This window comes from Nocardia bhagyanarayanae (genome assembly GCF_006716565.1).
In the GTDB taxonomy this organism is placed as follows: domain Bacteria; phylum Actinomycetota; class Actinomycetes; order Mycobacteriales; family Mycobacteriaceae; genus Nocardia; species Nocardia bhagyanarayanae.
In genome coordinates this window covers 1,488,971-1,513,099 of the sequence record NZ_VFPG01000001.1, presented here as the reverse complement: position 1 = coordinate 1,513,099, position 24,129 = coordinate 1,488,971, and the positions used below count along the sequence as shown (strand labels likewise).

At 67.8% G+C, this 24,129-nt stretch carries 21 protein-coding genes; 9 read left to right on the top strand and 12 right to left on the bottom strand.

Features of this window, described 5'->3' with window-relative positions; translation table 11 throughout:
* Window positions 1-27: 27 nt before the first annotated feature.
* Entirely contained in the window at window positions 28-1,908 is a 1,881-nt protein-coding gene (locus FB390_RS06215; RefSeq protein WP_141808089.1) for an ABC transporter ATP-binding protein, read from the top strand.
* Between the two features lie 57 nt (window positions 1,909-1,965).
* Here the strand turns inward: FB390_RS06215 and FB390_RS06210 are convergent, their stop codons facing one another.
* On the bottom strand, window positions 1,966-2,961 hold the full coding sequence (locus FB390_RS06210; protein ID WP_141808088.1) for an oxidoreductase: 996 nt from the start codon (window positions 2,959-2,961) through the stop codon (window positions 1,966-1,968).
* A 54-nt stretch (window positions 2,962-3,015) separates the two neighbouring features.
* Entirely contained in the window at window positions 3,016-4,083 is a 1,068-nt protein-coding gene (locus tag FB390_RS06205) for a DNA polymerase IV (RefSeq protein ID WP_141808087.1), read from the bottom strand.
* An 86-nt stretch (window positions 4,084-4,169) separates the two neighbouring features.
* Between FB390_RS06205 and FB390_RS06200 the strand changes: the two genes are divergently transcribed.
* Together FB390_RS06200 and FB390_RS06195 are read left to right on the top strand one after the other, a co-directional pair.
* Window positions 4,170-4,751 carry a TetR/AcrR family transcriptional regulator gene (locus FB390_RS06200; RefSeq protein WP_141808086.1) on the top strand — a complete coding sequence of 194 codons (582 nt, stop codon included), beginning with the start codon at window positions 4,170-4,172 and terminating at the stop codon, window positions 4,749-4,751.
* On the top strand, window positions 4,748-5,191 hold the full coding sequence (locus FB390_RS06195) for a PaaI family thioesterase (protein WP_141808085.1): 444 nt from the start codon (window positions 4,748-4,750) through the stop codon (window positions 5,189-5,191). Before FB390_RS06200 ends, FB390_RS06195 begins: the two co-directional genes overlap by 4 nt.
* A gap of 557 nt (window positions 5,192-5,748) precedes the next feature.
* Here FB390_RS06195 and lon read toward each other — a convergent pair.
* Window positions 5,749-8,103: an endopeptidase La gene (gene lon / locus FB390_RS06190; RefSeq protein ID WP_246124247.1), complete on the bottom strand. Its 2,355-nt coding sequence runs from the start codon at window positions 8,101-8,103 to the stop codon at window positions 5,749-5,751.
* 267 nt (window positions 8,104-8,370) lie between these two features.
* On the opposite strand from lon, the gene FB390_RS06185 reads away from it, so the two are divergent.
* The 6 genes from FB390_RS06185 to FB390_RS06160 all read left to right on the top strand — a co-directional run bounded on the left by FB390_RS06185 (window position 8,371) and on the right by FB390_RS06160 (window position 14,179).
* Entirely contained in the window at window positions 8,371-9,726 is a 1,356-nt protein-coding gene (locus FB390_RS06185; protein WP_141808084.1) for a DUF445 domain-containing protein, read from the top strand.
* Window positions 9,727-9,835: 109 nt separating this feature from the next.
* Window positions 9,836-10,627: a TIGR03084 family metal-binding protein gene (locus tag FB390_RS06180; RefSeq protein WP_141808083.1), complete on the top strand. Its 792-nt coding sequence runs from the start codon at window positions 9,836-9,838 to the stop codon at window positions 10,625-10,627.
* Between the two features lie 354 nt (window positions 10,628-10,981).
* Window positions 10,982-11,668, top strand: coding sequence for a hypothetical protein (locus FB390_RS06175; RefSeq protein ID WP_141808082.1), 687 nt, complete (start codon window positions 10,982-10,984; stop codon window positions 11,666-11,668).
* A 98-nt stretch (window positions 11,669-11,766) separates the two neighbouring features.
* The gene (lhgO, locus tag FB390_RS06170; RefSeq protein ID WP_246123878.1) at window positions 11,767-12,930 is read left to right on the top strand and encodes an L-2-hydroxyglutarate oxidase; all 1,164 of its coding nucleotides are present in this window, start codon (window positions 11,767-11,769) and stop codon (window positions 12,928-12,930) included.
* Between the two features lie 123 nt (window positions 12,931-13,053).
* Window positions 13,054-13,524 carry an SRPBCC family protein gene (locus FB390_RS06165; RefSeq protein WP_141808081.1) on the top strand — a complete coding sequence of 157 codons (471 nt, stop codon included), beginning with the start codon at window positions 13,054-13,056 and terminating at the stop codon, window positions 13,522-13,524.
* A gap of 10 nt (window positions 13,525-13,534) precedes the next feature.
* Window positions 13,535-14,179: a ribonuclease H family protein gene (locus FB390_RS06160; protein ID WP_141808080.1), complete on the top strand. Its 645-nt coding sequence runs from the start codon at window positions 13,535-13,537 to the stop codon at window positions 14,177-14,179.
* Between the two features lie 95 nt (window positions 14,180-14,274).
* Here the strand turns inward: FB390_RS06160 and FB390_RS06155 are convergent, their stop codons facing one another.
* From FB390_RS06155 to FB390_RS06115, 9 genes are all read right to left on the bottom strand, one after another.
* The gene (locus FB390_RS06155) at window positions 14,275-15,036 is read right to left on the bottom strand and encodes a hypothetical protein (protein WP_141808079.1); all 762 of its coding nucleotides are present in this window, start codon (window positions 15,034-15,036) and stop codon (window positions 14,275-14,277) included.
* Window positions 15,037-15,163: 127 nt separating this feature from the next.
* Window positions 15,164-16,342 (bottom strand): MlaD family protein, encoded by a 1,179-nt coding sequence (locus FB390_RS06150; RefSeq protein ID WP_141808078.1) that lies wholly within the window; start codon window positions 16,340-16,342, stop codon window positions 15,164-15,166.
* Window positions 16,339-17,430 carry an MCE family protein gene (locus FB390_RS06145; RefSeq protein WP_141808077.1) on the bottom strand — a complete coding sequence of 364 codons (1,092 nt, stop codon included), beginning with the start codon at window positions 17,428-17,430 and terminating at the stop codon, window positions 16,339-16,341. The genes FB390_RS06150 and FB390_RS06145 overlap by 4 nt, the downstream gene beginning before the upstream one ends.
* 8 nt (window positions 17,431-17,438) lie before the next feature.
* Complete coding sequence (locus tag FB390_RS06140) at window positions 17,439-18,548, bottom strand: MlaD family protein (RefSeq protein ID WP_141808076.1); 1,110 nt, start codon at window positions 18,546-18,548, stop codon at window positions 17,439-17,441.
* The gene (locus FB390_RS06135; RefSeq protein ID WP_425465846.1) at window positions 18,548-19,534 is read right to left on the bottom strand and encodes an MCE family protein; all 987 of its coding nucleotides are present in this window, start codon (window positions 19,532-19,534) and stop codon (window positions 18,548-18,550) included. The genes FB390_RS06140 and FB390_RS06135 overlap by 1 nt, the downstream gene beginning before the upstream one ends.
* 8 nt (window positions 19,535-19,542) lie before the next feature.
* The gene (locus FB390_RS06130; protein ID WP_141808074.1) at window positions 19,543-20,586 is read right to left on the bottom strand and encodes an MCE family protein; all 1,044 of its coding nucleotides are present in this window, start codon (window positions 20,584-20,586) and stop codon (window positions 19,543-19,545) included.
* Entirely contained in the window at window positions 20,583-22,064 is a 1,482-nt protein-coding gene (locus tag FB390_RS06125; protein ID WP_141808073.1) for an MCE family protein, read from the bottom strand. Before FB390_RS06125 ends, FB390_RS06130 begins: the two co-directional genes overlap by 4 nt.
* Before the next feature lie 7 nt (window positions 22,065-22,071).
* A complete protein-coding gene (locus tag FB390_RS06120) occupies window positions 22,072-22,935 on the bottom strand; it encodes an MlaE family ABC transporter permease (protein WP_141808072.1) in 864 nt (287 codons plus the stop codon).
* A 4-nt stretch (window positions 22,936-22,939) separates the two neighbouring features.
* Entirely contained in the window at window positions 22,940-23,758 is an 819-nt protein-coding gene (locus tag FB390_RS06115) for an MlaE family ABC transporter permease (protein WP_246124245.1), read from the bottom strand.
* Between the last annotated feature and the right edge of the window lie 371 nt (window positions 23,759-24,129).

The window sequence follows — 24,129 nt, the reverse complement described above, 5'->3', positions numbered from 1 at the left end:
GATGGCGGGGGTCGAGAGGGAGCGATCGTGAGTATCGAATCGGTGGCGTGGAGCCAGATGTATCGGCGGATGAACGCGCCCGACGAGCAGCGCCCGTTCAGTCTCGCCACCGCGAAGCGAATCCTGCGGTTCGCCGCGCCGCACCGGCGGCGGATCGCGGTGTTCCTGATGTTCAGCGTGATCTCGGCGCTGCTCGCGGTGGCGACGCCGGTACTGGCCGGCCGGGTGGTGAACGACATCGTCGGCGGGGCCGCGCCGCGCGCGGTGGTGACGGTGGCGGCGATCATCGGCGTGCTCGCCGTGCTGGACGCGGCGCTCGGGCTGGGTATCCGGTGGCTCTCGTCGCGGATCGGCGAGGGTCTGATCCTCGACCTGCGCCGCGCGGTGTTCGACCACGTGCAGCGGATGCCGATCGCCTTCTTCACCCGCACCAGGACCGGCGCGCTGGTCAGCAGGCTGAACAACGACGTGATCGGCGCGCAGCGAGCCTTCAGCGACACGCTGTCCGGCGTCGTCGCGAACCTGGTGACGCTGGCGCTCACACTCGCCGTGATGCTCAGCATCTCGTGGCGGATCACGCTGCTCGCGCTGGTGCTGCTTCCGGTGTTCGTCATCCCGGCGCGACGGATGGGCAACCGGCTGGCCGGGTTGCAGCGTGAGGCCGCGCGGCTGAACGCGGCCATGAGCACCCAGATGACCGAGCGGTTCTCCGCGCCGGGCGCCACGCTGGTGAAGTTGTTCGGCCGCCCCGAGCAGGAGTCCGACGAGTTCGCGCTGCGGGCGCGGCGGGTGCGCGACATCGGCGTGCGCACCGCGATGTTGCAGACGGTGTTCGTCACCTCGCTGACACTGGTCTCGGCCTTGGCGGTCGCCCTGGTCTACGGGCTCGGCGGCTGGTACGCGCTGCGCGGGCAGCTGGACGCGGGCGCGGTCGTGGCGCTCTCGCTGCTGCTGACCAGGCTGTACACGCCGCTGACCGCGCTGGCCAGCGCGCGAATGGAGATCATGGCCGCGCTGGTGAGCTTCGAGCGGGTCTTCGAGGTGCTCGACCTGCGCCCGCTGATCGAGGACGCGCCCGACGCGATCGAGGTGCCGGAGGGTCCGGTTGCGGTGGAGCTGGACGGCGTGACCTTCGCGTACCCGTCGGCGGACAAGGTGTCGCTGGCCTCGCTGGAGGAGGTGGCGACGCTGGACACCAGGGGCGGGGTCGACGTGCTGCACAATGTGTCGCTGCGCGCCGAGCCCGGTCAGCTGGTGGCGTTGGTCGGCTCCTCGGGAGCCGGGAAATCGACCATCGCCCAACTCGTTTCGCGCCTGTACGACGTGGACGGCGGCGCCGTCCGGCTCAACGGCGCCGACGTGCGGCAGATCGGCGCGCGCTCGCTGCGCGAGACGGTCGGCCTCGTCACCCAGGACGGGCACCTGTTCCACGACACGATCCGCGCCAACCTGCTGCTGGCCCGACCGGAGGCGACCGAGTCCGAGCTGTGGGACGCGCTGCGCCGGGCCCGCCTGCACGACCTGATCGCCGGACTACCGGACGGCCTGGACACCGTGGTCGGCGAGCGCGGTTACCGCCTCTCCGGCGGCGAACGCCAGCGCCTGACCATCGCCCGATTGCTGCTCAAGCAACCGCGCGTCGTCATCCTGGACGAGGCGACCGCCTCGCTCGACTCGACCTCCGAAGCGGCCGTGCAGGAAGCCCTTTCGGAAGCGCTGGAGGGCCGCACGGCCTTGGTGATCGCACATCGCCTCTCCACGATCCGCGCCGCCGACCAAATCCTCGTCCTGGAAGACGGCCGCGTCGTCGAGCGCGGCACCCACACCCAACTACTGGCCGCCGAAGGCCGCTACGCCGAGCTCTACCGCACCCAGTTCGCCGACGAGCCGGTCACCATCGCAGCCTGATCCACATCACGAAAGGCCGCGCCGAACCAACCGGCGCGGCCCCGCTGCCTGTCCGGCTCAGAATTCGCCCGCGACGCCGAGGACGGTTCGGCCGGTGTGGTTGCCGCTCTTGATGCTGCGGAGCACGGATTCGACCTCGGTGATCGGGGCGTAGTTCTCCAGGGTCGAGAGGTGTTGGGGGCGCAGTTCTTCGCCGAGGCGGGACCACAGTTCGCGGCGCTTCTCGATCGGGAGGTTGACCGAGTCGATGCCGAGCAGGGCGACGCCGCGCAGGATGAACGGCATGACGGTGGTGGGGAGGTCGTGGCCGCCGGTGAGGCCGCTGGCCGCGACCGCGCCGCCGTGGCCGATGCAGCTGAGCACGTAGGCCAGCGACTTGCCGCCGACGCTGTCGACCGCGCCTGCCCACTGCGCCTTGGACAGTGGGCGCAGCTTCGCCTCCGGATCCTCCGGCAGGCGGCCGATGACCTCGTTGGCGCCGAGCTCGGAGAGCAGGTCGCCCGCGTCCTTCTTGCCGGTGGAGGCGATGACCTCGAAGCCGAGGCCGGACAGGATGTCCACGGCCACGCTGCCGACGCCGCCGGTCGCGCCGGTCACCAGGATCGCGCCGTCGTCGGGGGTGAGGCCGCGGTCGAGCAGGGCCTGCACGCTCATCGCCGCGGTGAAACCGGCGGTGCCGAGGGCGGCGGCGTCGCGGGTGCTCAACCCGTCCAGCTTCACCACCCATTCGTCGGGCACCCTGGCGTATTCGGCGAAACCGCCGTTGCGCGAGACGCCGATCTCGTAGCCGTGCGCGACGACTTGGTCGCCCGGCGCGAAATCGTCGGATTCGGAGGAGACGACCTCACCGGTGATGTCGATGCCGGGCACGATCGGGTACTTGCGGACCACACCGCCGCCCGGCGTGATGGCGAGTCCGTCCTTGAAGTTGGCGCTCGAGTAATGCACCTTGATCGTCACGGTGCCCTCGCCGAGGAATCCCTCGCCGACCTGCTGCCGCGTCAACACGATCCCGCTGTCCGATTCGTGTGCCACCATCGCCCAGAATTCCATGCGGACGAGCATACGAGGATCGGGCGGCGCTCGAGGCGCTCCGCGACGACGCGGCTACTCCTCGGGCACGAACTCCAACCGCACGCCGAGGAGGCGCACGGGGCGGTCCAGGTCGAAGCGGTCGATGATGCGCAGCGCCGTCTCGGTGATGGTCGCGACGTCGGCGGTCGGTTCGGGGAGTTTGGCCTGTTTGCTGCTGGTGTAGAAGGTTTTGGTCCGCACGGTGACCGAGACCCGGATGCTGATCCGGCCCGCCTCGGCCATCTCCTCGGCGACCTCGGTCGCGATGCGCGCCACCTGCGCGCGGATCTCGGCCGGATCGGTGAGGTCGTGCGGGAAGGTCTCGGATTTGCTGCGGCCCACCGGGACCCGCGGCTCGGTGGTCACCTCGGTGTCGCCCTTGCCGTGGCCGAGCACCCACAGGTAGGGGCCGGTGGTCGGGCCGAACGCCTCGGCGAGGCGATGGCGGTCGGCCGCCATCAGATCGGCGACGGTGTGGATGCCGAGGTCGGCGAGCCGGGCGGCGATGCGGCCGCCGATGCCCCACAGCGCGTCGGTGGGCCGGTGCGCCATGACCTCGGTCCAGTTGGCGGCGGTCAGCCGGAACATGCCCGCGGCGGCGCCCACGCCGGGGGCGTCCGAGGATTTGCCCGCGGACTTGGCGAAGCCGGTGGCGAGCTTGGCGGTGAGTTTGTTGTCGCCGATGCCGATGGAGCAGGTCAGGTCGAGCTCGGCGATGGCGCCGCGGATCTCGCGGGCGAGCAGCTCGGGATCGTCGGTGTCGGCCGCCAGGAACGCCTCGTCCCAGCCCCACACTTCGACCCGGCCGGGGAACGTGCGCAGCAGCGCCATGATCTCCTCGGAGGCCTCCTCGTAGGCGGCCATGTCGAGCGGCAGGAAGACACCGTCCGGGCATTTGCGCAGTGCGCTGCGCAGCGCCATGCCCGCGCGCACGCCGTAGGCGCGAGCGGGATACGACGCGCAGGTCACGACCTTGCGGGGCTCGTTCGGGTCGCCGTGGCCGCCGACGATGACCGGCTTGCCGCGCAGTTCCGGGTGGCGGCGGAACTCCACCGCCGCCTGGAACTGGTCGAGATCGACGTGCAACAGCCATCTGGCCACGTGTCCGTCATACCGCACGGGTACGACGAAATCAGGTGAACCTGCTCTGCATTGCGCTGCCCGCGAAACAGAACTAAATTCTGGTTATGAAGATCCGAGATCGGTTGCTGCTGGCGGCCGAGCGCCAGTTCGCCGAGCACGGAGCGCTGGACGCGACGCTCGCGCAGATCCGCGAGGCGGCCGGGGCGAGCGTCGGCGCGCTCTACCACCACTTCCCGGACAAGGCGGATCTGTACCGGCAGGTGTGGGCGCACGCGCTGACCGACTATCAGCAGCACTTCTGGGTGGTGGTCGGCCAGAGCACCGACGCGCGCGAGGGCATCACGGCGGGGGTGCGGGAGCACCTGCGCTGGGTGACCGAAAACCAGCACCGCGCAAAGGTTCTCACCTCGGCGCGACCGCCGGGTGTGCGCGAGAGTGAAAGCAACCGCACCTTCATGACCGACATCGCGCGCTGGTACCGCACCCACGCGGCCTACGGCGCGGTGCGCGCACTGGATCTGGATCTCGTCTACGCACTGTGGCTCGGCCCCGCGCAGGAGTATTCGCGGCAGTGGCTGGGCGGCAACATCCGCGTCGCGCCGACACAAGTCGGCGCGGAACTCGCCGAGGCGGCCTGGCTCGCCCTCGACGCCGGATCGACACCGAAAAGAACGGAGCGGCAATGACCGTCGGCACCACAGCACTCCACCTCGACCTGGCCAAGCAGATCCTGACCGCGCAACCCTTCGCGAATCTGGTCGGCACCGAGATCACCCGGTTCGGCGACGGCGCGGCGACCCTCGTCATCCCGATCCGGCAGGAACTCGGCCAGCAGTTCGGCTTCGTCCACGGCGGAGTGCTCGCCTACGCGGCCGACAACGCCCTGACCTTCGCCGCCGGAACCGTCCTCGGCGCGAACGTGCTGACCGGCGGGTTCACCATCACCTACCTGCGGCCGGCTTCCGGGGTGCGGTTGCGGGCCGAGGCTTCGGTGACCGGGTCCACGCGTCGGCAGGCCGTGGTGAGCTGCGAGATCTACGCGGAATCCGAGGACGGGGATGCGGTGCTGTGCGCGGTTGCGCAAGGGACCACGCGCAGCGTCGAAAGGGAACTGGGCGGCGCCTGATCGGGCGCTTCTCGTCGAGTTGGCCCCGAAAATCGACGGTAGTCAAATGGTTGCTATTCGATCTTGCAAAGCCGCCATATGACTACCGTCGAATCCATTTCTCTATCGACGGTAGTCAAATGGTGGTTGCGCCCTTGACAGGCCAACAGCCCTCCCCAAGCTCGACCGGCCGAAGAGCTCTTTCGCTTGCCCTCCCTAGACGCAACCACAGCCAGATGACCACGCCGGAACCGGCGCCTACGCCCACCGACTGCGGGAGGTAAGCCGGGTACGGCACACGACGCGCCCAGCACTGCTCCGAGGAAAACCTGGGTAGGCGAACCCTTCTGAGCACCCGCAACACTGAGCGAAAACACCGGTAGGCGCACCCCCTTGGGCACCCGCAACATCGGAAACCGTCACCCACCGCAACACCCAAACCAAACCGAGCCGAGACCCCGGTAGGCACACCCCTTCAGCACCCCCAACATTCCGAATCGCCAGCCCCACCCACTGAACCGAGCCCCGCAAACAACGGGAGCCGGGCACGGTTTCCCGCACCCGGCCCCAACCCGAACTCACGCAGAAGCAGCGAACGCGGGCCGCTCCACTGCAGGCTCCACGACCGGCTCGATCGCGTAACCCAGAATCTCCGCCACATCGGCAACCGGCCGAACATCCAGCGCAGCAAGCACTTCGGCAGGCACCTCGTCCAAATCCGGCTCGTTACGGGCCGGAATGAACACGGTCTTCAACCCAGCGCGCTGAGCGGCGAGCAACTTCTGCTTCACACCGCCGATCGGCAGCACCCGTCCGTTCAGCGTGACCTCACCGGTCATGCCGACATCCGAGCGCACCTGACGACCGAGCGCCAGCGACACCAACGCGGTGACCATGGTGACGCCCGCCGACGGGCCGTCCTTCGGCACCGCGCCCGCCGGGAAGTGGATGTGGATGTTGCGGTCGAGCACCGACGGTTCGATGCCGATCTCCTCCAGGTGCGAGCGCACGTAGGTCAGCGCGATCTGCGCCGATTCCTTCATGACGTCGCCCAGCTGGCCGGTCAGGGTGAGCGAGCGCTCGCCCTCGGCGGCGTTGGCCTCGATGTAGAGGACATCGCCGCCCGCGCCGGTCACGGCGAGGCCGGTCGCCACACCGGGGACCGCGGTGCGCTCCACGGAATCCGGGGTGAAGCGGGGACGGCCGAGGTAATCCTTCAGATCGCCGAGACCGATGGTCAGCTGACCGGAAGAGATCGCCGGCAGGTCGTAGCCGAGGTCGGGGTCGTAACCCAGCCCGATGTCTGTTGCGCCGGAGCCGGCTTCGTCCTCGGAGAGCCGAGTAGCGGCCTTCCGCAACGCCTTCGCGATCAGGCGCTCCATCTGCCGCACGCCCGCTTCCCTGGTGTAGTTCGCCGCGATCTCGCGCAGCGCCTCCTCGGTGATCGAAACCTCCTCGGCGGTCAGCGCGTTGCGCTCGAGCTGGCGCGGAATCAGGAAGTCGCGGGCGATCGCGACCTTGTCGGCCTCGGTGTAGCCGTCGACCGTGATCAGCTCCATGCGGTCCAGCAACGGTCCGGGGATGGTCTCCATAACGTTGGCCGTCGCGATGAACAGCACGTCGGAGAGGTCGAGATCCAGATCCAGGTAGTGGTCGCGGAAGGTGTGGTTCTGCGCCGGATCGAGCACCTCGAGCAGTGCCGCCGCCGGATCGCCGCGGAAATCGGAACCCACCTTGTCGATCTCGTCCAGCAGCACGACCGGATTCATCGAGCCCGCCTCCTTCATGGCGCGCACGATGCGGCCGGGCAGCGCGCCGACGTAGGTGCGGCGGTGACCGCGGATCTCGGCCTCGTCGCGCACGCCACCCAGGGCGACGCGAACGAACTTGCGCCCCAACGCTCGTGCGACGGACTCACCCAGCGAGGTCTTGCCGACACCGGGCGGGCCGACCAGCACCAGCACCGCGCCGGAACCGCGTCCGCCGACGACCTCCAGCCCGCGCTGCGCGCGCCGGGCTCGCACCGCGAGGTACTCGACCATGCGGTCCTTGACCTCGTCCAGGCCGTGGTGATCGGCGTCCAGAACCGCGCGGGCGGCGGAGACATCGGTGGAGTCGGTGGTCTTCTCGTTCCACGGCAGCTCCAGCACGGTGTCCAGCCAGGTCCGGATCCAGCCGGATTCCGGGCTCTGATCGCTGGACCGCTCCAGCCTGCCGACCTCGCGCAGCGCCGCCTCGCGGACGGACTCGGGCAGATCGGCCTGCTCCACGCGGGTGCGGTAGTCCTCGGCGCCATCCGGCTCGTCCTCGCCGAGCTCCTTGCGAATGGCGTTGAGCTGCTGGCGAAGCAGGAACTCGCGCTGGCTCTTCTCCACGTTCTCGCGGACCTCGTCACTGATCTTCTCGGTGACCTCGGCCTCGGCGATGTGCGCCTTGGTCCACTCGATGAGTGTGGTCAGGCGCTTGGCGACCTCGGGAGTCTCGAGCAGTTCGCGCTTCTGCTCCGGGGTCAGGTACGGCGCGTAGCCGGCGGTATCGGCGATCGCCGACGGGTCGGTCAGCTGGTTGACCGCGTCGATGATCTGCCACGCCTCACGGCGCTGGAGCACCGAGACGACGAGCTTCTTGTATTCGGCGGCCAGCTCCTTGGTCCGGCCATCCGGCGCCGGGTTCTCGACCGGCTCGGCCTCGACCCACAGCGCGGCGCCCGGCCCGGTGACCCCGTGGCCGATCTTCGCGCGCCGCTCCGCCTTCAGGACCGCCGCGGGCGCTCCACCGCGCATCCGGCCGACCTGTTCGATGGTCGCGACGACGCCGTAGGAGGCATAGCCCTCGGTCAGCCGCGGCGCGAGCAGCACCGCCTCGGTCTTGGCGGCGCGCGCGGCGTCGATCGCGGCCTGCGCCGATTCGTCCAGTTCGATGGGCACGACCATGCCCGGCAGCACGATCGGATCGGTCAGGAACAGCACCGGCAGATTCTGAGGTGTAGTCACGTCTTCGACCCTTCCAAAAGTTGAGCGATGCCTACTCAACCCCACCCATACCCTCTTTGTTCCGCGCTTCTTGGACGTTCGCTCAGAGCGAAGGTAGGGCGGCAGCCCGAGCCGTCTGTGACAGTTCCCGTCTTCGCGTTGACACTCTGACGATCGCAATGAGAATGTGGGGGCCTCTACAGCTCAGCGCATTAGGGGGATCCCAGGATGACCACTCTCGCCTCAGGGGTGTTCATCGACTGGGAAGAGCTCACCGGCCAGACGAAGTTCGTCGTCGACCTGGTCACTTTCCCGATTTTCAGCGCACTCGCCGGATGGCTGACCAACTGGACCGGCGTGCTGATGCTCTTCTGGCCGGTACAGTTCCGGGGTTTCCGCGTACCGGGCCTGCATGTGCTGTATCCGTACCTACCGCGGCGGGTGCAGGTGCTGCCGACCTTCTCCGGCGACGGCCGCAGGCTCGGCTTCCAAGGCTTCATTCCGGCGCGCGCGGAGAAGATGGCGAGCATCTGCGTCGACAAGGCGCTGATGCGGATCGGCAGTCCCAGGGATTTCATCCACGAGCTCGACCTGGAGGGCATCGCCGACTACATCGCCGAGCTGGCGCGCAAAGAGGTGCAGCCGCTCGTCGACGAGATGATGTACCGGGAGAACCCGGATCTGTGGCGCTCGGTGCCGCGGCAGATGCGGCAGGTCGTCTACCAGCGGGTGGACCGGCAGCTGCCGAAGCTGTGCCGCCGGGCATTCGATTCGCTCGGCGACAACATCGATCAGCTCATCGACATCAAGAGCTTCGTCATCCGCTACCTCCGCGAGAACCCGTACATCCTCAAAGATCTCACCACCACCATCGCGGCGCCCGAGCTGAAGTTCATGGTGCGCATCGGTTTCCTCGGCGCGCCGTTCGGTCTGCTGATGGCGCTGTATCTGCACGTGCACGACCGCATTCCGGTGCTCGGCTGGGTGCCGGCCTGGATAGTCGTGCTGCTCAGCGCGGCGGCGATCGGCGTCGTCGTGAACGTCATCGCGGTGAAGATGGTCTTCGAGCCGGGCGATCCGCAGCCGCGGTACAAGTACCTGTGGCGCCAGGCCCTGCTGGCCAAGCGGCAGCCGCAGGCCGCGACCGACCTCGCGCGCATCCTGGCCTATCAGGTGCTCACGCTGCCGAACCTGGCCTCGGAACTGCTCGACGGTCCGAACGGCGACAAGACCCGCCAGCTCGTCGAGCGGCTGATCTCGGAGGAGATCCACCGTCAGCTCGGGCCGACGCACTCGATGGTGCGTGCCGCGTTCGGCAAGCGGCAGTTCGACAACCTCAAGGTCGGTGCGGCAGGGGCAGCGGTCGCGTTGGCGCCGAGCATGATCGAGGACGAGGAGTTCGCGCGCGAACAGGCGAAGAAGATCGACGAGTTCGCCGCGCGCAAGCTCCAGCAGCTGAGCCCGGGCGAGTTCATGGAGATGTTCTACGCCTCGGTGGAGCAGGACGCCTGGCTGTTGTACCTGCACGGCGCCGTGCTCGGGTTGGTCGTCGGCGCGGCCCACCTGGTGATTTTCGGGTGGTAGCCCCGCAGGAGAAATACAAGCACGCGTGCTTGCATTTTTTCCGCGCCGCTGCGATGCTGGGTCACACCTGGCACACGCGGCGGTGTGCCCGCGATCGGCAAGGGAACTCATGGCTGACCTCGAGGCGCTGCTCGGCGATTTCGCCGACGAATGCGCGGACCTGGAACGACTTGTCGCCCCGCTGGCCCCCGCGGAGTGGGCCCGGCCGACGCCCGCGCCCGGCTGGAGCATCGCCCACCAGATCGGGCATCTGACCTGGACCGACGAGATCGCGTCCATCGCGGCCTCCGATGCCGGCGAGTTCACGAAACAGGTCGCCGCCGCCGCGCCCAAGGCGCTGACCTTCGTCGACGAGGCGGCCGAGGAAGCCGCCGCGGCCCCGCCCGCCGAACTGCTCGAGCGCTGGCGCGCCGGACGGAAGACGCTGATCGAGGCGCTGCGCGCGGTGCCCGCCGGGACCAAGCTGCCGTGGTTCGGCCCGCCGATGAGCCCGGCCTCGATGATCACCGCGCGGCTCATGGAGACCTGGGCGCACGGTCAGGACGTGGCCGACGCGCTCGGCGTGAACCGCGAGCCGACCGCGCGGTTGCGCAGCGTGGCGCATCTCGGCGTACGGACCAGGAACTTCGCCTACTCAGTGCGAGGCAAGACGGCGCCCGCCGAAGAATTCCGTGTCGATCTCACCGCGCCGGACGGCACGGTATGGACCTGGGGTCCGGAGCACGCGGCACAGCGGGTGACCGGGACCGCGCTGGACTTCTGCCTGCTCGTCACCCAGCGTCGCCACCTCGACGACTTGGCGGTGCGCGCCGAAGGCGCGGACGCGCAGGAGTGGCTGACGATCGCCCAAGCCTTCGCGGGACCGTCCGGGGAGGGCCGGGCCGCAGGGCAATTCGCCTGAGCGCTGCCGAAATGGCAGGCAGCCCGGCCGGACACCGTCCGACCGGGCTTCACCCGACCCGATCCGAGAATTCGGGAGCGGGCGAGCGCCACACTTGGGTGCGCCGTTCGCGTCGACGGCCGGACGCCGTTGGCCGGGTGTCTAAGAGTGGCAGTCGAGAATGACGCTCGCCAGCTAACCGCTTTTTACCCGCTCGTCAGATGGCGGAAACATCCGTAGCGCGGTCTATTGTGATCCTGCTCGCACGGATGCCGTCCAAGATCGCGAAGCGTCGTAACCTGGACAGGCGTTCGGCTTTCAACGATGCGGGCCGACTACGCGAGGGGAGTCGGGGCGGAGGGAAAGGAACGCATCGTGATGGCACACAAGCCTGCTCAGATCATGCGTCATACCGCCATCGTGTTGGCCGGTGCCGCCAGCCTCAGCCTGACTTTCGTCGCAGGCACGTACATCGTGAACCAGATGGCCGACACCCAGTCCGCCCGCGCCGCGCAAGCCGCGCCGCCGCCCGCGCCCAACGTCGCGCCCTTCACGCCGCACCCGGGTCCGCGAACCGTCGAGACCTTGCTGTCCGGCGAGGCGCACGCGCTGCCGCCGACCTACCAGGCATCCGTCTATCCGGCTAAAGCTGTTGTGCCGCAACCTGTTTCAACCGCTATTCCGGAGCAGACCGCTGGGCTCGGCGGGCGCCTCGGCCTCGGCACCGCCTACGTCGGCGCGCAAGTCGCCCCGATCCGCACCGGCACCGTCGCGTTCACCGTCGACACCAACGCCTTCTCGACGCTCACCGGTCTGGTGCTGTCCGAACCCGTGCGCGATCACCTCGGCATCGACCTCGACCCCAGCGGAATCACCCAGATCCGCACCGAAATCGACACGCGCAGCGGCGAAATCGCCTTCGTCCTGTCGGACGCCAACCTCGGCGAACACACCATCGAACTCCAGCGCCACCCGGCCCCGGCCGACCGAACCACCACCGTCAACCCGGACGCCCCCACGGGCCACGACACCCTGCCCGCACCTCCGGCCGTCACCGTCTGATCCCCGTCATCGGTCAGGGGGCTTACGCCACCACCCTTCGGGTGTCGACGTGTCGTATCCCCGCACCGGTACTGTCGGCTGACGTGTACGACTTTTGCGTGATCGGGGGCGGGATCGTCGGGGTGGCGACGGCTCGGCGGCTGGTGGAGCGGTATCCCGGGGCTCGGCTCGTGCTGGTCGAGAAGGCCGGGGCGCTGGGGACGCATCAGACGGGGCACAACAGCGGTGTGATCCACTCCGGGATCTATTACGAGCCGGGCAGTCTCAAGGCCGAGTTGTGCAGGCGGGGTGCGCAGTGGACGAAGGATTTCGCCGCGGCGCACGAGATTCCGTACGAGGTGTGCGGAAAACTGCTGGTGGCCACCGATGCCGCCGAATACGAACGGATGCTGGCGCTCTACGAGCGCTCGGTCACCAACGGGGTGGAGGTCGAACTCGTCGACGCCACCGAACTCGTGCGGCGCGAGCCGCGGATCACCGGCGTCGGCGCGCTTTTCGTGCCGGGCACCGGCATCATCGACTACCGCCGGGTGACCGCGGCGCTTGCCGAGCAGGTCCGCGCGGCGGGTGGCGAGATCGTGCTCGGCGCGGAGGTCACCGCCATCGAGGAGACCGAATCGGCGGTGACGATCGCCGGCGAGAACGGCGCGTGGAAAGCCCGCACCCTGGTGGTTTGCGCCGGACTGCAAGCGGATCGGATGGCGCGGCTCGCGGGACTGCCGATCGACTTTCGCATCGTTCCGTTCCGCGGCGAGTACTACCAGTTGCCGCCCGAGCGCGCCGGCTTGGTGCGCACCCTGATCTATCCGGTGCCGGACCCGAACCTGCCGTTCCTCGGCGTGCACCTGAGCCCGACCATCGACGGTGAGCTCACCGTCGGGCCGAACGCGGTGCTGGGCCTCGCGCGCGAGGGCTATCGAAAAGGGAGCGTCGATCTGCGCGACGCCAAAGAGGTCGTGGGCTTTCCCGGCGTGCACCGGGTCGCCCGCGCGCACATCAGAACGGGTCTGCGCGAACTGCGCAATTCCCTGTTCAAGCGCGGCTACCTGGCCGAATGTCGGCGCTACTGCCCGGAACTCACCGCCGCCGACCTGCGACCGCGCCCAGCGGGTATCCGCGCACAGGCGGTATTGCGCGACGGCACCCTGGTCCACGACTTCATGATCGAACGCACCGCGCGCTCGGTGCACGTGCTCAACGCGCCCTCACCCGCGGCGACCTCGGCCATGCCCATCGCGGAGTACATCGTCGACCGGATCTGACTCCGACCGAGCAACCGGCCGGTCCGTATATGGAAACCGCCACTCCCTGATTTCCCCCCAACCCCTCGAATAAAGAGGAGAGTTGTAGTACTTTTGTCCGCAGCCGTGGAGCAGGGAGGGCCTATGGGCCACATCAAGTACGCGAGTGACGTCGGGGCACCGGTCGAAGTGGCATTCACGTACACGGACAACCACCTGTTCGTGCCCGACTGGATGTTCGGCGTCGCTTCCTTCGAACCCACCGGCGAGCTGGACCAAGGTCCCGGCGCCCGTTTCGCGACAACGATCCAACTGGGCCTCTGGCATCCGACGATCCCTTGTGAGATCACCGAATATCGCCGCAACGTGGTGATCGGGTATACGCTGCGTGGGCGGTTGCCGGGAACGCTGACGCTGCGTTTCGACCCGCTCGGCTATGGACGGTCGGTGCTGACCTCCGAAGCGGAGTACGCTGCACCTCGCGGCTTCCTCGGCCGCATGTGCGCGGGCTTGGTCGACGGTGCCGTGCGATCGGCGCTACGTCGCACCGAGTCTCAATTGCGAAGGGAGATAGAGGAATTCCACGGTACCGATCTTGTCGGTCGGATTGCGTAGGGTGCCAGCCATGATCATCGTGAGCACCGACGGATCCTGCCTCCGAAATCCCGGCGGCGCTATCGGCTGGGCTTGGGTCAATCATCAGGGGGGCGCCTCGCGCAGCGGGGGAGCCGCGACGGGGACGAATCAGATCGCCGAGCTACGCGCGGTCCTCGAGGCCATCGAGGCACACCCCGGCGCCGAACCCCTTCTGATCGAAAGCGATTCGCTCTACGCGATCAAGTGCGCGTCGGAGTGGATCTCGAGCTGGCGGCTGAACGGCTGGCGCACCTCGACCGGCGGTGCCGTCAAGAACGTCGAGATCATCAAGCAGATCGACCGCGCCATCGCGAGCAGGCCGGGTCCGGTCCGATTCCGTTGGGTGCGCGGCCATGTCGGCAACTACTTCAACGAGATGGCCGACACCCTCGCGGGCGAGGCGGCGCGGAAGGCCGCCGCTTCGGCGTCCGCAGCCGAGGTGGACACCACCGAACTCGCCTCGGTGGATACGCCGAAAACCACTGTTCCACTGGCGAAGACGACCGTTCCGCTGACGCTGGCGAAAAGCGCCGCCCCGCAACAGCGAAATGCCGCACCGCAACAGAAGACCACCGGGCCGCGGGCCTCGGGGAAGGCGGTCGCGTCGGCTCCTCAGACCTTGACCCTGTTCTGAGCAGCTCCGCGACCGCATAGGGGACCGCCCGAAAGACCTCCGGCGGTGGTGACTGGGCCCACCGCCGGAGGCGCTTTCGGACGGCTGTCGAGCGATCAGTTGCCGGGCTGCGGCTGCGGCTGCTCGGTCGGAGCCGGAGCGGGCGCGGGAGCGCCGCCGGGCAGGCCGGTGCCACCGCCCTTCAGCATCGGCGAGTCGAGCTTGGCCACCTTCCACTTGCCGTCCTCGTTCTGCAGGTCGGCGACGATGACCACGAACTGCCGGTCCGGCTGCTGCTGGGTGAAGTTGGTGCGGAACTGGGTCAGCGTCACGAGCACCTTGGCCTCGCTGGTGTCGCCGGACTGGTACCCGCACTGCACGTCGTCGGCCCAGGACTTGACCTGCGCCTGCACCATGGCGTCGGTGAGCGCCGTGGTGGCGTCGGTGAATTCCTTCAGGAACTCGCCGGTGGAGCCCTCCTTGACCTTGTTGAAGTAGCCCTGGAGGTCCTTGGAGTAGTCGTAGACCGAGACGTCGCGGCCGAAGTCGCACGCCGCCCGGGTCGCGTCGTTGACGGCGGCGAGCTCGTCCGACTTCTTCTGTGCCTGCATGTAGAAGACCACCACCGCGGTAACGGCCGCGACGAGCAGAATGCCCGCGACGAAGGCCGCGATCACCGGCAGCAGATTCGAGCGGTCCTGGCCCGCCGCGGGTGCCGGCTTCGGCTCGCTCTTCGTCTGCTTCTCGCCCGCCTTCCCCAGATCAAGCTTGGCCGTCGCCGCGTCGCTCGCCCCCGCCGCGTCGGTCGCGGCGCCCTTCTCGGCGGACTTCTTCGTGGTCTCGGCGTCTTCGTTGGTGTCGGCGTCGTCGGTGGACATCGATAAATCCTGCTCTTTCCCGGCGCGCGCACGCACCGAATCGGCTCGCCGGCCCGCATGCGCGAACCGTACGCGTTCTACCAGCGAGTATGCCGGGCCGACCGAACAGGCCGGTGGCCCGGGTCACTCACCGCACCGGGGGAAGGGTCCGCTCGTTCGGATCCACGCCCGGCGGCATCTGGGCGCCGTTGTTCGGCACGTTCGGCCGCGGCGCGTTCGCGGCGCCACGGATCTGTTGCCCCGGCGGCGGATTCACGCAGTAGTTCCACTTCGGGATGCTGCCGTCCTGGACGACCTCGTTGCGGATCTGCGGGGTGTCGTACGTGCAGTACGGCCGGGGCCAGATGTCGATGATCGCGTGGAACTCGTTGTCGTGCGCCGGGATGCCGAGCGCCTCGGCGCCGAGGGCGAGCGACGGGAACAGCGCGCGCAGCGCGGGCAGGCGCAACTGCGCGGCCTTGGTGATCGCGACGAAGTTGGTCGCGAGGCTGGTGATCGGGTCCGAGGTCTGGTCGAGCACCGCGCCGAGGCTCTCCAGCTGACCGGGACCGGAGTCCAGCACGCCCTGCAGTTCCGCGTTGGCCGCGTTGAACTGCGCGAACAGCTCCCCGGAGTTGGCGGTCAGGGTGGCGAGGTCCGGCTGCGCATGCGACGTGGTGTCGGCGATGGTGCGCAGGTTGGTGATCAGGCTGGTGGTCTGCGGCAGCAGCGAGTCGAGACCGGCCATGGCCAGGCTGATGCCGTTGACCAGCCCGCGCAGCTGATCAGGGCCACCGCTGAGCGCGATGTCCAGCTCCGCCAGGATGACGCTGAACTTGTCCGGATCGACCTGCGCGATCAGCGCGCTGGTGTTGTCCAGCACCGACCACACCGGCGTCGGCGTCTTGACGGTCTCGGGATCGAACTGGACGACGGCGCCGTCGGCCAGGAACGGGCCGTCCTCGGTGCCCGGCCGGAAGTCGATGTACTGCTCACCGGCCGCCGACAGCGCCTGCACCGCCACGTCGGTGTCGACGGGGATCTTGTATCGCCCGTCGATCTCGGCGGTGGCGGCGATGGCCTGCCCGCGATCGGTCAGCTCGATCGAGGTGACCTTGCCGACGCGGTAGCCGCGCAGGGTGACGTCGTTGCCCGGCTGCAGGCCGCCGGAGCGGTCCAGGTTCACCGTGACGGTGTAGCTGGACCGCAACGGATTGATCCGCATGACGCTCACCAGCAGGTACGACGCGCCGACGAGGAACACGAGCACCAGGCCGATCCCCGAGAGGATCAGCTTGTTCGACCAGATCTTCGAGACCGCGCTCACCGGTGGCCTCCCGTCACTCGCTGCTGCACGAGTTGCAGCACCTGGATCAGGCTGCCCGCGAAGTCCTGCAGGTCTTCCAGGTTCGGCAGCCTGCCGTGCTGCGGGTCGGTCAGCGCGCTGAGATCGAGGTTGGTCGCGGTGGCGTAGACGGCGAAGCTGCGGCCGCGGAAGGTGGCGTCCACCTTCGGGCGGATCTCGTGCAGACGGTCCATCAGGAGACCGAAGTCGTCGCCCGTTCGCGCCAGCGCGTCCATCAGCGCCTGGGTGTTGTCCAGCAGGCTGGCCAGCTGGTCGCCCGTGGTGTCGGAGTAGTCGCCGAGCGCGGCGCTGGTGACCGAGATCTTGGTCAGCAGCTCGCCGATCGCCCGGTTGTTCTCGGCGACGGCGCCGATCATCTGCGGCAGCGTGTCGGCGACCTGGCCCAGTTCCGCGCGCCGCGAGTCGAGGGTGTTCGCCAGCGTGCTGAACTGGTTCAGCACCGCGTCGACGCGGGCGGTGTTGTCGTTCAAACTGCCGACCACACCGGTCAATTCGTTGATCAGGTGCGCGACCTGCGGCCCGCGCCCGCCGACGATGGAATCCAGTTCCGAGGTCAGCTTGGTGAGCGAGGCGATGCCGCCGCCGTTGAACAGCATGGACACCGAGATGAGCAGCTGCTCGACGGTGGCGCCCGCCGAGGTGTCCTCGATCGTCAGTGTGTCGCCGTCTTTCAGCATCGGCGCGCCCGGCTCGACCTTCGGCTTCGACAGCGCGACGAACACATCACCGAGCGGGGTGGCCTGGCGCAGTTCGGCGGTGCTGCCCTTGGGCAGCTCGATGTCGCTGCGGATGCTCAGGTCGACGACGGCCTGGAAGTTCTTGGTCGTGATGTCGGTGACCACACCGACATCCGAACCGCCGATCTTCACCTTGGCCTGGTCGGGCAGGTTCAGCGCGTTCTCGAACACCGCCTGCACGGTGTAGGTCTCGCCCGCCTGCCCCGGCTTGGGCAGCGGCAGGTCCTCGACCGTGAACCCGCAGCCGGAGGTGATACCCACCCCGGCCACCGCCGCGATGGCGACGAGCGCCCTGCGTGCCTTGATCGTCATGCGGTACGTCATTTCGTCAGTCCGAGCAGTGCGGCGGTGAGCCCGTAGTCGGGTCCGAAGTCTTGCATATTTCCGGTGCGGCACCCGTCTGCCTTCATCTGGATCCGCTCGCAGAACAGGGCGACGATCTCGCCGTTGAGCGCGGTGCCGATGATGGCGTGCAGGCGCACGTAGCGGCCCTCGCGGTTGATGATCCTGTCGATGTTCTGCATCGCCATCGGGGCCACGTCGGCGACCTCGGTGAGGCCGTAGGCGTTGTCCCGCAGCTGGTTCGTGACGTTGGTCAGGCCCGCGAGGCTGCTGGCCAGCTCGTCCTGGTAATCGCCGAGCGTGGTGCTCGTGTTGGCCAGGAAGTCGTTGAGCTGGTCGAGTGTGGCCTGCAGGCCGGGAGCCTGCTCGGCGAGCAGCCCGGTCATCTGAGTCACCTGGTTGCTGAAATCGCGCACTGCCTGGTCGTTCTCGGCGAGCATCGTGGTCAGCTCGTTGAGCTGGATGATGATGTTGGAGATCGCGTCCTTGTTGTCGACGCCGACCTTCAGCGCGCCGGACAGGGCGTTGAGGGTGTCGCGCATCTTCTCGCCGTTGCCGTTCATCATCGGGTAGAGCACCCGTCCGGAGAGCGGGCCGAGACCCTCGGCGCCCTCCTGCGGCTTGAGCGCGGCCGCGAACTGATCGATGGTCTTGATCATCGTGTCCAGTTCGACGGGAGTTCTGGTGCGCGCCTTCGGCAGGTGGGTGCCGTCGGTCATCGTCTCGCCCTCGGTGTAGACGGGGGTGAGTTCGATGTGCCGGTCGGTGACGATCGACGGCGAGACGATCGCCGCCTCGGCGTTCTTCGGGATCTTCACGCCGGAATCGACCGAAAGGTGCACCTCGACGAGGGTGCCCTTCGGCACGATCTTGTCGACCTTGCCGACCTGGAGCCCGAGCACCGTGATCGGGTTGCCCTCGTAGATACCCGCGATGTTCTCGAAGTCGGCGGTGATGTGCATCGTGCCGCCGAGTGCGTCGTTCACCGAGGTCGGCAGCAGCGAGCAGCTGCCGACCGTGAGGGCCGCGGCGCTGATCGCGACCAGCTTGGCGGCGGATTTCAGCTTGGCGGCGGTGGCGAATTTCATCACTGGCACCCCTCGATAGCTTGGGCGAAGCACAACCAGTTGTCCGGGAACAGCCACGGCAGACCCACGTCGCCGTACGGGCCGCTGCCGCCCCACGAGTTGGCCAGGTAGCGCACGGTCGGCGGCAGCAAGGACAGGATCCGGTCCAGATTGTCCTTGTTCTTCTGCAGACCCTCGGCCATCGTGTTCAGCTGCTGGATGGTCGGGCCGAGCTGGCCTTCGTTCTGCGCGCCGATCTCCTGCAGCTGCCTGGTCAGCGCCGCGATGTTGTCGAGCAGCTGGCGCAGCAGGTCCTGGCGCTCCATCACCCGGTTGGCGATGGCCTCGCCCTGGGTGATCACCAGGAGCACGCTGTTGCGGTTCTCGCCGAGGATCGTGGTGACCCGGTCCAGGTCCTGGAGCAGCTTGTCGACCTCGTCGCGGCGGGTGTCGATCACCTTCGCCAGCGCGCCGACGGCGTCCAGCGCCTGCGCGGTCAGCTCGGGCGAGTCACCCATCGACTGGTTGATCACGTTCAGCGATTCGGCCAGCTTCGCGGTGTCGAGCGCCTCGAACTTCGGGGTGCCGATCTGCACCACGTCGGCGAGGTTGTACGGAACCGCGGTGTTGGACACCGGGATTCGGCCGTCCTTCAGGCCGGAGCCGTCGCCCGGAACCAGGTCGACGTACCGCGCGCCGAGCAGCGTCGCCATCTTGATCGAGGCGCGGGCGTCGGGGCCGAGCTTCACGTTGTTGTCGACGTTCATCGTGAGCAGCACGTGGCTGCCCTCGAGCTCCGCGCCGGTCACGGTGCCGACCGGTACGCCCGCGGCGTTGACCTTGTCGCCGACCTTGATCCCGGCCGCCTGCACGAACTCGGCCTTGACCGTCTGATCGCCGACACCGAGCATCCGGATGATGCCCGACGCCATCAGCAGCACCACGATCAGGACGGCGCCGATGATGCCGAGCCAGAAGTAGCGGTTGCTGTCGAAGCGGTTCCTCATCTTCGCGATCATGGGCGGCACACCGCCGAGTGCGCGGTGCCGCCGATCTGCGAGAACAGACCGCGCGGGAACAGCACGCCGTAGAGCGAGACGTCCAAGCCGCAGAGGTAGGCGTTGGCGTAGGCGCCCTCCGAGGTGTGCCTGCCCGCCGCCGAGAGGACGTGCGGCAGGTCGATCGCGGCCTGGTCGAGCTTGGCGCCGTTGTCCAGCAGCAGCGTCAGCGCGGCGCTGGTGGAGTTCTGCGCCGCCTGCAGCCTCGGCTGGATGTTGCCGACCATCCCGACCAGCGACGTTGTCGCGCTGGCGATCTGCTCGGTGGACGCGAGCAGGGACTGGCCCTGCTCGTACAGTCCGCCGATCAAGGCCCGGGTCTGCGTCACCAGGGTCTCCAATTCATCACCTCGTTTGGCCAAGCCCGCCATCACACCGGACAGGTTGGCGATCACGTCGGACAGGATCGCGTCGCGACGCTGGAAATCGGTGGCCAGCTGGGCGGCCTGCACGATGAACGAGCTCAGCGAGACGCCGTCGCCCTGCAGCGCCTGGATGAACGTCTCCGAGAGCCGGTTCACCTGCTCGGGCTGCAGCACCTGGAACAGCGGCTGGAACCCGTTGAGCAGACCCGACACGTCGAACGACGGCTCGGTCCGCTCCAGCGGGATCGAGGCCTTGTCCTTCAGCGGCGCGGGGTTGGCCGCCTCGCCGGGGGCGAGCGCCACGTACCGCTGACCGATCAGGTTCTGGTAGCGGACAAGGGCTTTGGTGTCGTCGTAGATGGTCTGGTCGCTCTGCACGATGAACGTCACGTTCGCGACCGACTTCTTCGTCCGATCATCGCGGGCCAGTTCGATCTTCTCGACCTTGCCCACCCGCACGCCCGCCATGCGCACGTCGTCGCCTTCGCGCAGACCGAGCACATCGGTGAACGTCGCGGAGTAGGTCTTGGTGTCGCCGGCGACGACCCGCGCGAGGGTGTTCCACACGACGACCGTCACCAGGATGGAGACGATCGCGAAGATGCCGAACCCGATCAGCGGCTTTTTAATGCTCATCGAGCGGCACCGCCTTGGGACACTTCCATCGTTCCGCCCTTCAGAATCGGACTCAGCAGCAAGTACTCAGCGGTGGTCGGCTTGCGGCCGAGCAGCTTCTCGATCGCCGCGTCGCCCTGGTAGGAGATCGGCCGGGCGGCCGCGGGGGCGTCCGCCGGAGCCGCCGCGGGTGCGGGGGCGGGCGGCATCAGGCCGGGCAGACCGGGCAGTACCGGGAACAGACCCTCGAGCGGTGTACCGGCGAACGGCTGCTGCGCGGTCTCCTGGAGGTCGGCGACGATCCGGCCCGGATCCGGCATGGTGACGCCGGGGATCAGCGGCAAGCCGGGCATCGGCACCACCGGAGGCAGTCCGGCGGCCGATTCCAGCGCGCGCGGCCGCAGGTTCTCCGGCAGCGGCGGCAGTTCGTTCACCTCGGGCGCGGTGGCGCAGCTCGGTCCGGCCATCTCGCCGTAGCGCGGGCAGTCCGCGACGGTGTACGGCTTGTACGGCGTGAGCGTGATGCCCGCGTTCCAGATCTGCTGCTGCTGCGGACCCCAGCGGAACGTGGTGTTCATCGCCCGGACCGACTCGCTCAGGTTCAGCAGCGTCCTGGTGATCGCACTCGGGTCGGCGGTGAGCGCGCCGAACATGTCGGAGGTGCCCACGGTGACTTCCTTGCCGACATTCGGGTTGCGGGCGAACAGGTCGTTCACCCGGTCCACGGTGCCGCTGGTCCCGGTGATCAGCGCGACGAGCTCGTCGCGGCGTTCGGCGATGGTGCTCGCGGTCTGCACCGAGCTGCCGAGCACGTCGAGCAGTTCGGGGGCCGACTCGTTCAGCGCGCGGAACGAGCTGGAGAAGTCGTTCAGGAAGACGCCGAGATCCGGGATGGACTCGTCGACGGCGAGCACCCAGCGGTCCAGCCGCTCGATAGTCGAGCCCGGCATCCGGCCGCTGCCGTCCAGCGCCTGCGAGAGGGTGCCGAGCACGCGGCCGAACTGCACCGGGTCGATCTTCTCCAGGATGTTGCGGACCGTGGTCAGCGTGTCCTGCAGCGCGATCGTGCCCTTGCTGCGGTCCTCCTCGATGACCGACCCTTCCTTCAGGTAGGTGTCGGACGGGCCGTTGAAGACGAGTTCGATGGAGGTGACGGCGAACAGGTTGCTCGGCACCACGCGCGCGGTCACGTTGGACGGGATGTCGCCCGCGTACTCCGGCTTCAGCTCGATCTGCACCTTCTGCAGTTCGCCCTTGGCCGCGACCTCGACCTCGTCGACCGCGCCGACCAGGACGCCGCGGAACTTCACGTCGGCTTCCGACGGCAGGCCGTCACCGGTGGTGGTCAGCTGCGCGACGACGTTCACCTTCGGCACGAAGTAGCCGGTGTAGCGCGCCATGAGGAAGGCGAGCACCAGCGCGAAGACGATCAGTCCGCACACGCCCGCGATCAGCAACTGCCGCATCGTGGGCCCGCGCCCACTGGGATCGATGATCATCTGGCCCTTACCCCGAGATCCGGATTCCGGGGTTGACGCCCCAGATCGCCAACGTCATGAAGAGGTCCGCGAAGACGACCAGGATGATGCACATCTTGATCGCCCGCCCCGCCGCGACACCGACGCCTTCCGGGCCACCCGAGGCGAAGAAGCCGTAGTAGCACTGGATGAAGGTGGTGATCGCGACGAAAATGATCGCCTTGAGCAGCGAATACAGCACGTCGGTCGGTATCAGGAACTGATAGAAGTAGTGCGCGTAGGTGCCGCTCGCGGTGCCGCCGACCAGCTGCACGGTCAGCGAGCAGGAGATGTAGGCGGTCGCGAGACCCAGGCAGTACAGCGGGACGATCGCGATGATGGCCGCGAACATCCGGGTGCTGACCAGGTACGGCAGCGGCCGGATGGCCACCGACTCCAGCGCGTCGATCTCCTCGGAGATGCGCATCGCGCCGAGCTGCGCGGTGAATCGACAGCCCGCCTGCGCGGCGAAGGCCAGCGAGGCGAGCAGCGGACCGAGTTCGCGGGTGGTCGCGAACGCCGAGATCGCGCCGGTGATCGGGCTCAAGCCGAGCAGATTCAGCGAGGTGTAGCCCTGGATGCCGACGGTCATGCCGCCGAACGCGCTCAGGATCACGATGACGCCAATGGTGCCGCCACCGACGACGAGGTTGCCGTTGCCCCACGTGACGTCGGAGAGCAGCCGCCACACTTCCTTGGGGTACTGCTTGAGCGCCAGCGGAATCGAGCCGACGGAACGCAGGAAGAAGAAGACCTGGTGGCCGAGCCGAGCGACGAGATCGACCGGCGCCTGCGCGGAACGCTTGAGTCCCTGGAGTGGCCGCAGCAGCGGCGGTACGTAGGTTGATGACACCGGCTCAGACCACCTGTGGGGGGAAGAGTGCGTTGTAGACCTGGGTGATGATGAGGTTCACGCCGAAGAGCATCAGCGCGGAGCTCACCACCGCCGAGTTGACCGAGTTCGCGACGCCACCGGGTCCACCGCGCGTGTTGAGGCCGGTATCGCAGGCGATGATGGCGGCAAGCAGACCGAAGATCAGCGACTTCACCAGCGCGACGAGCAGATCGCGGGTCACGGCGAACGAGGAGAAGGTGCTGACGTACGAACCTGGCGTACCGCCCTGGGCGAAGATGTTGAAGATGTAGCCGGTCAGGAAGCCGACGAAGACGACGAAGCCGCAAAGCAGGACGCTGACCAGCATCGCGGCGCCGAGCCGCGGTGCGACGAGGCGGCGCATGGGGTCCACGCCCATCACCTTCATGGCGTCGATCTCCTCGCGGATGGTGCGCGAGCCGAGATCGGCGCAGATGGCCGAGCCGACCGCGCCCGCGATCATGATCGAGGTGACAAGCGGTGCGCCCTGCTGGATGATGCCGAGGCCGTTGGCCGCGCCGATGAACGACGTCGCGCCGACCTGTCCGGCCACGGCGCCGACCTGGATCGAGACGATGACGCCGATCGGAATCGCGACGAGCAGTGTGGGCGCCGCGGCAACATTGGCCATGAAGGCGCACTGACGCACGAATTCACCGAAGGGGAACCGGCGCCGGAAGATGGCGAGGACCAGTTCCGCTACCGCGGCGATACCCATCGTGATCTGTCGGCCGAAGGTCTCCAGTGACCGCTTGGGATGGTCTTCCCAGTACGACCTCGTCCAATCGACCGCTTCACTTATCCGTGATCCCGTGGGAGGACTCTTGGTCGACTGCACTGGCTAACCCCTCTCGACGCCGGTTGCTCACCCCGACGACTTGTTTGCTTGACGCACCTTACTACGGAGTAGTGCGGAACACACCATCCTCATGTGATTGCAGTCATAGATGCGAGTCACTGTCGGGAAAAGCCCTCGAGCACACCGTCGCGCCTTTGTCTTGCGTCCCAAAATAAAGTGTCCAAATTTTAGAACAGGTTACAGTTGAAGTGCCTCTATATGGGCATCGTCTTCTATCACCGATCAATTACGCGGAAAGTATTCATCTAAAAGTGACGCCTTTTCCAAGGCCTCGCGAATACGTCCGATGCCGATTGGAAACGCATTGGGCGTGT

Coding starts and splice junctions, on each gene's coding strand:
- FB390_RS06210 (WP_141808088.1), bottom strand. CDS start 2,961: ATGGAATTCTGGGCGATGGTGGCACACGAATCGGACAGCGGGATCGTG.
- FB390_RS06200 (WP_141808086.1), top strand. CDS start 4,170: ATGAAGATCCGAGATCGGTTGCTGCTGGCGGCCGAGCGCCAGTTCGCC.
- FB390_RS06195 (WP_141808085.1), top strand. CDS start 4,748: ATGACCGTCGGCACCACAGCACTCCACCTCGACCTGGCCAAGCAGATC.
- lon (WP_246124247.1), bottom strand. CDS start 8,103: ATGGTCGTGCCCATCGAACTGGACGAATCGGCGCAGGCCGCGATCGAC.
- FB390_RS06185 (WP_141808084.1), top strand. CDS start 8,371: ATGACCACTCTCGCCTCAGGGGTGTTCATCGACTGGGAAGAGCTCACC.
- FB390_RS06180 (WP_141808083.1), top strand. CDS start 9,836: ATGGCTGACCTCGAGGCGCTGCTCGGCGATTTCGCCGACGAATGCGCG.
- FB390_RS06165 (WP_141808081.1), top strand. CDS start 13,054: ATGGGCCACATCAAGTACGCGAGTGACGTCGGGGCACCGGTCGAAGTG.
- FB390_RS06160 (WP_141808080.1), top strand. CDS start 13,535: ATGATCATCGTGAGCACCGACGGATCCTGCCTCCGAAATCCCGGCGGC.
- FB390_RS06155 (WP_141808079.1), bottom strand. CDS start 15,036: ATGTCCACCGACGACGCCGACACCAACGAAGACGCCGAGACCACGAAG.
- FB390_RS06145 (WP_141808077.1), bottom strand. CDS start 17,430: ATGACGATCAAGGCACGCAGGGCGCTCGTCGCCATCGCGGCGGTGGCC.
- FB390_RS06140 (WP_141808076.1), bottom strand. CDS start 18,548: ATGAAATTCGCCACCGCCGCCAAGCTGAAATCCGCCGCCAAGCTGGTC.
- FB390_RS06135 (WP_425465846.1), bottom strand. CDS start 19,534: ATGAGGAACCGCTTCGACAGCAACCGCTACTTCTGGCTCGGCATCATC.
- FB390_RS06130 (WP_141808074.1), bottom strand. CDS start 20,586: ATGAGCATTAAAAAGCCGCTGATCGGGTTCGGCATCTTCGCGATCGTC.
- FB390_RS06125 (WP_141808073.1), bottom strand. CDS start 22,064: ATGATCATCGATCCCAGTGGGCGCGGGCCCACGATGCGGCAGTTGCTG.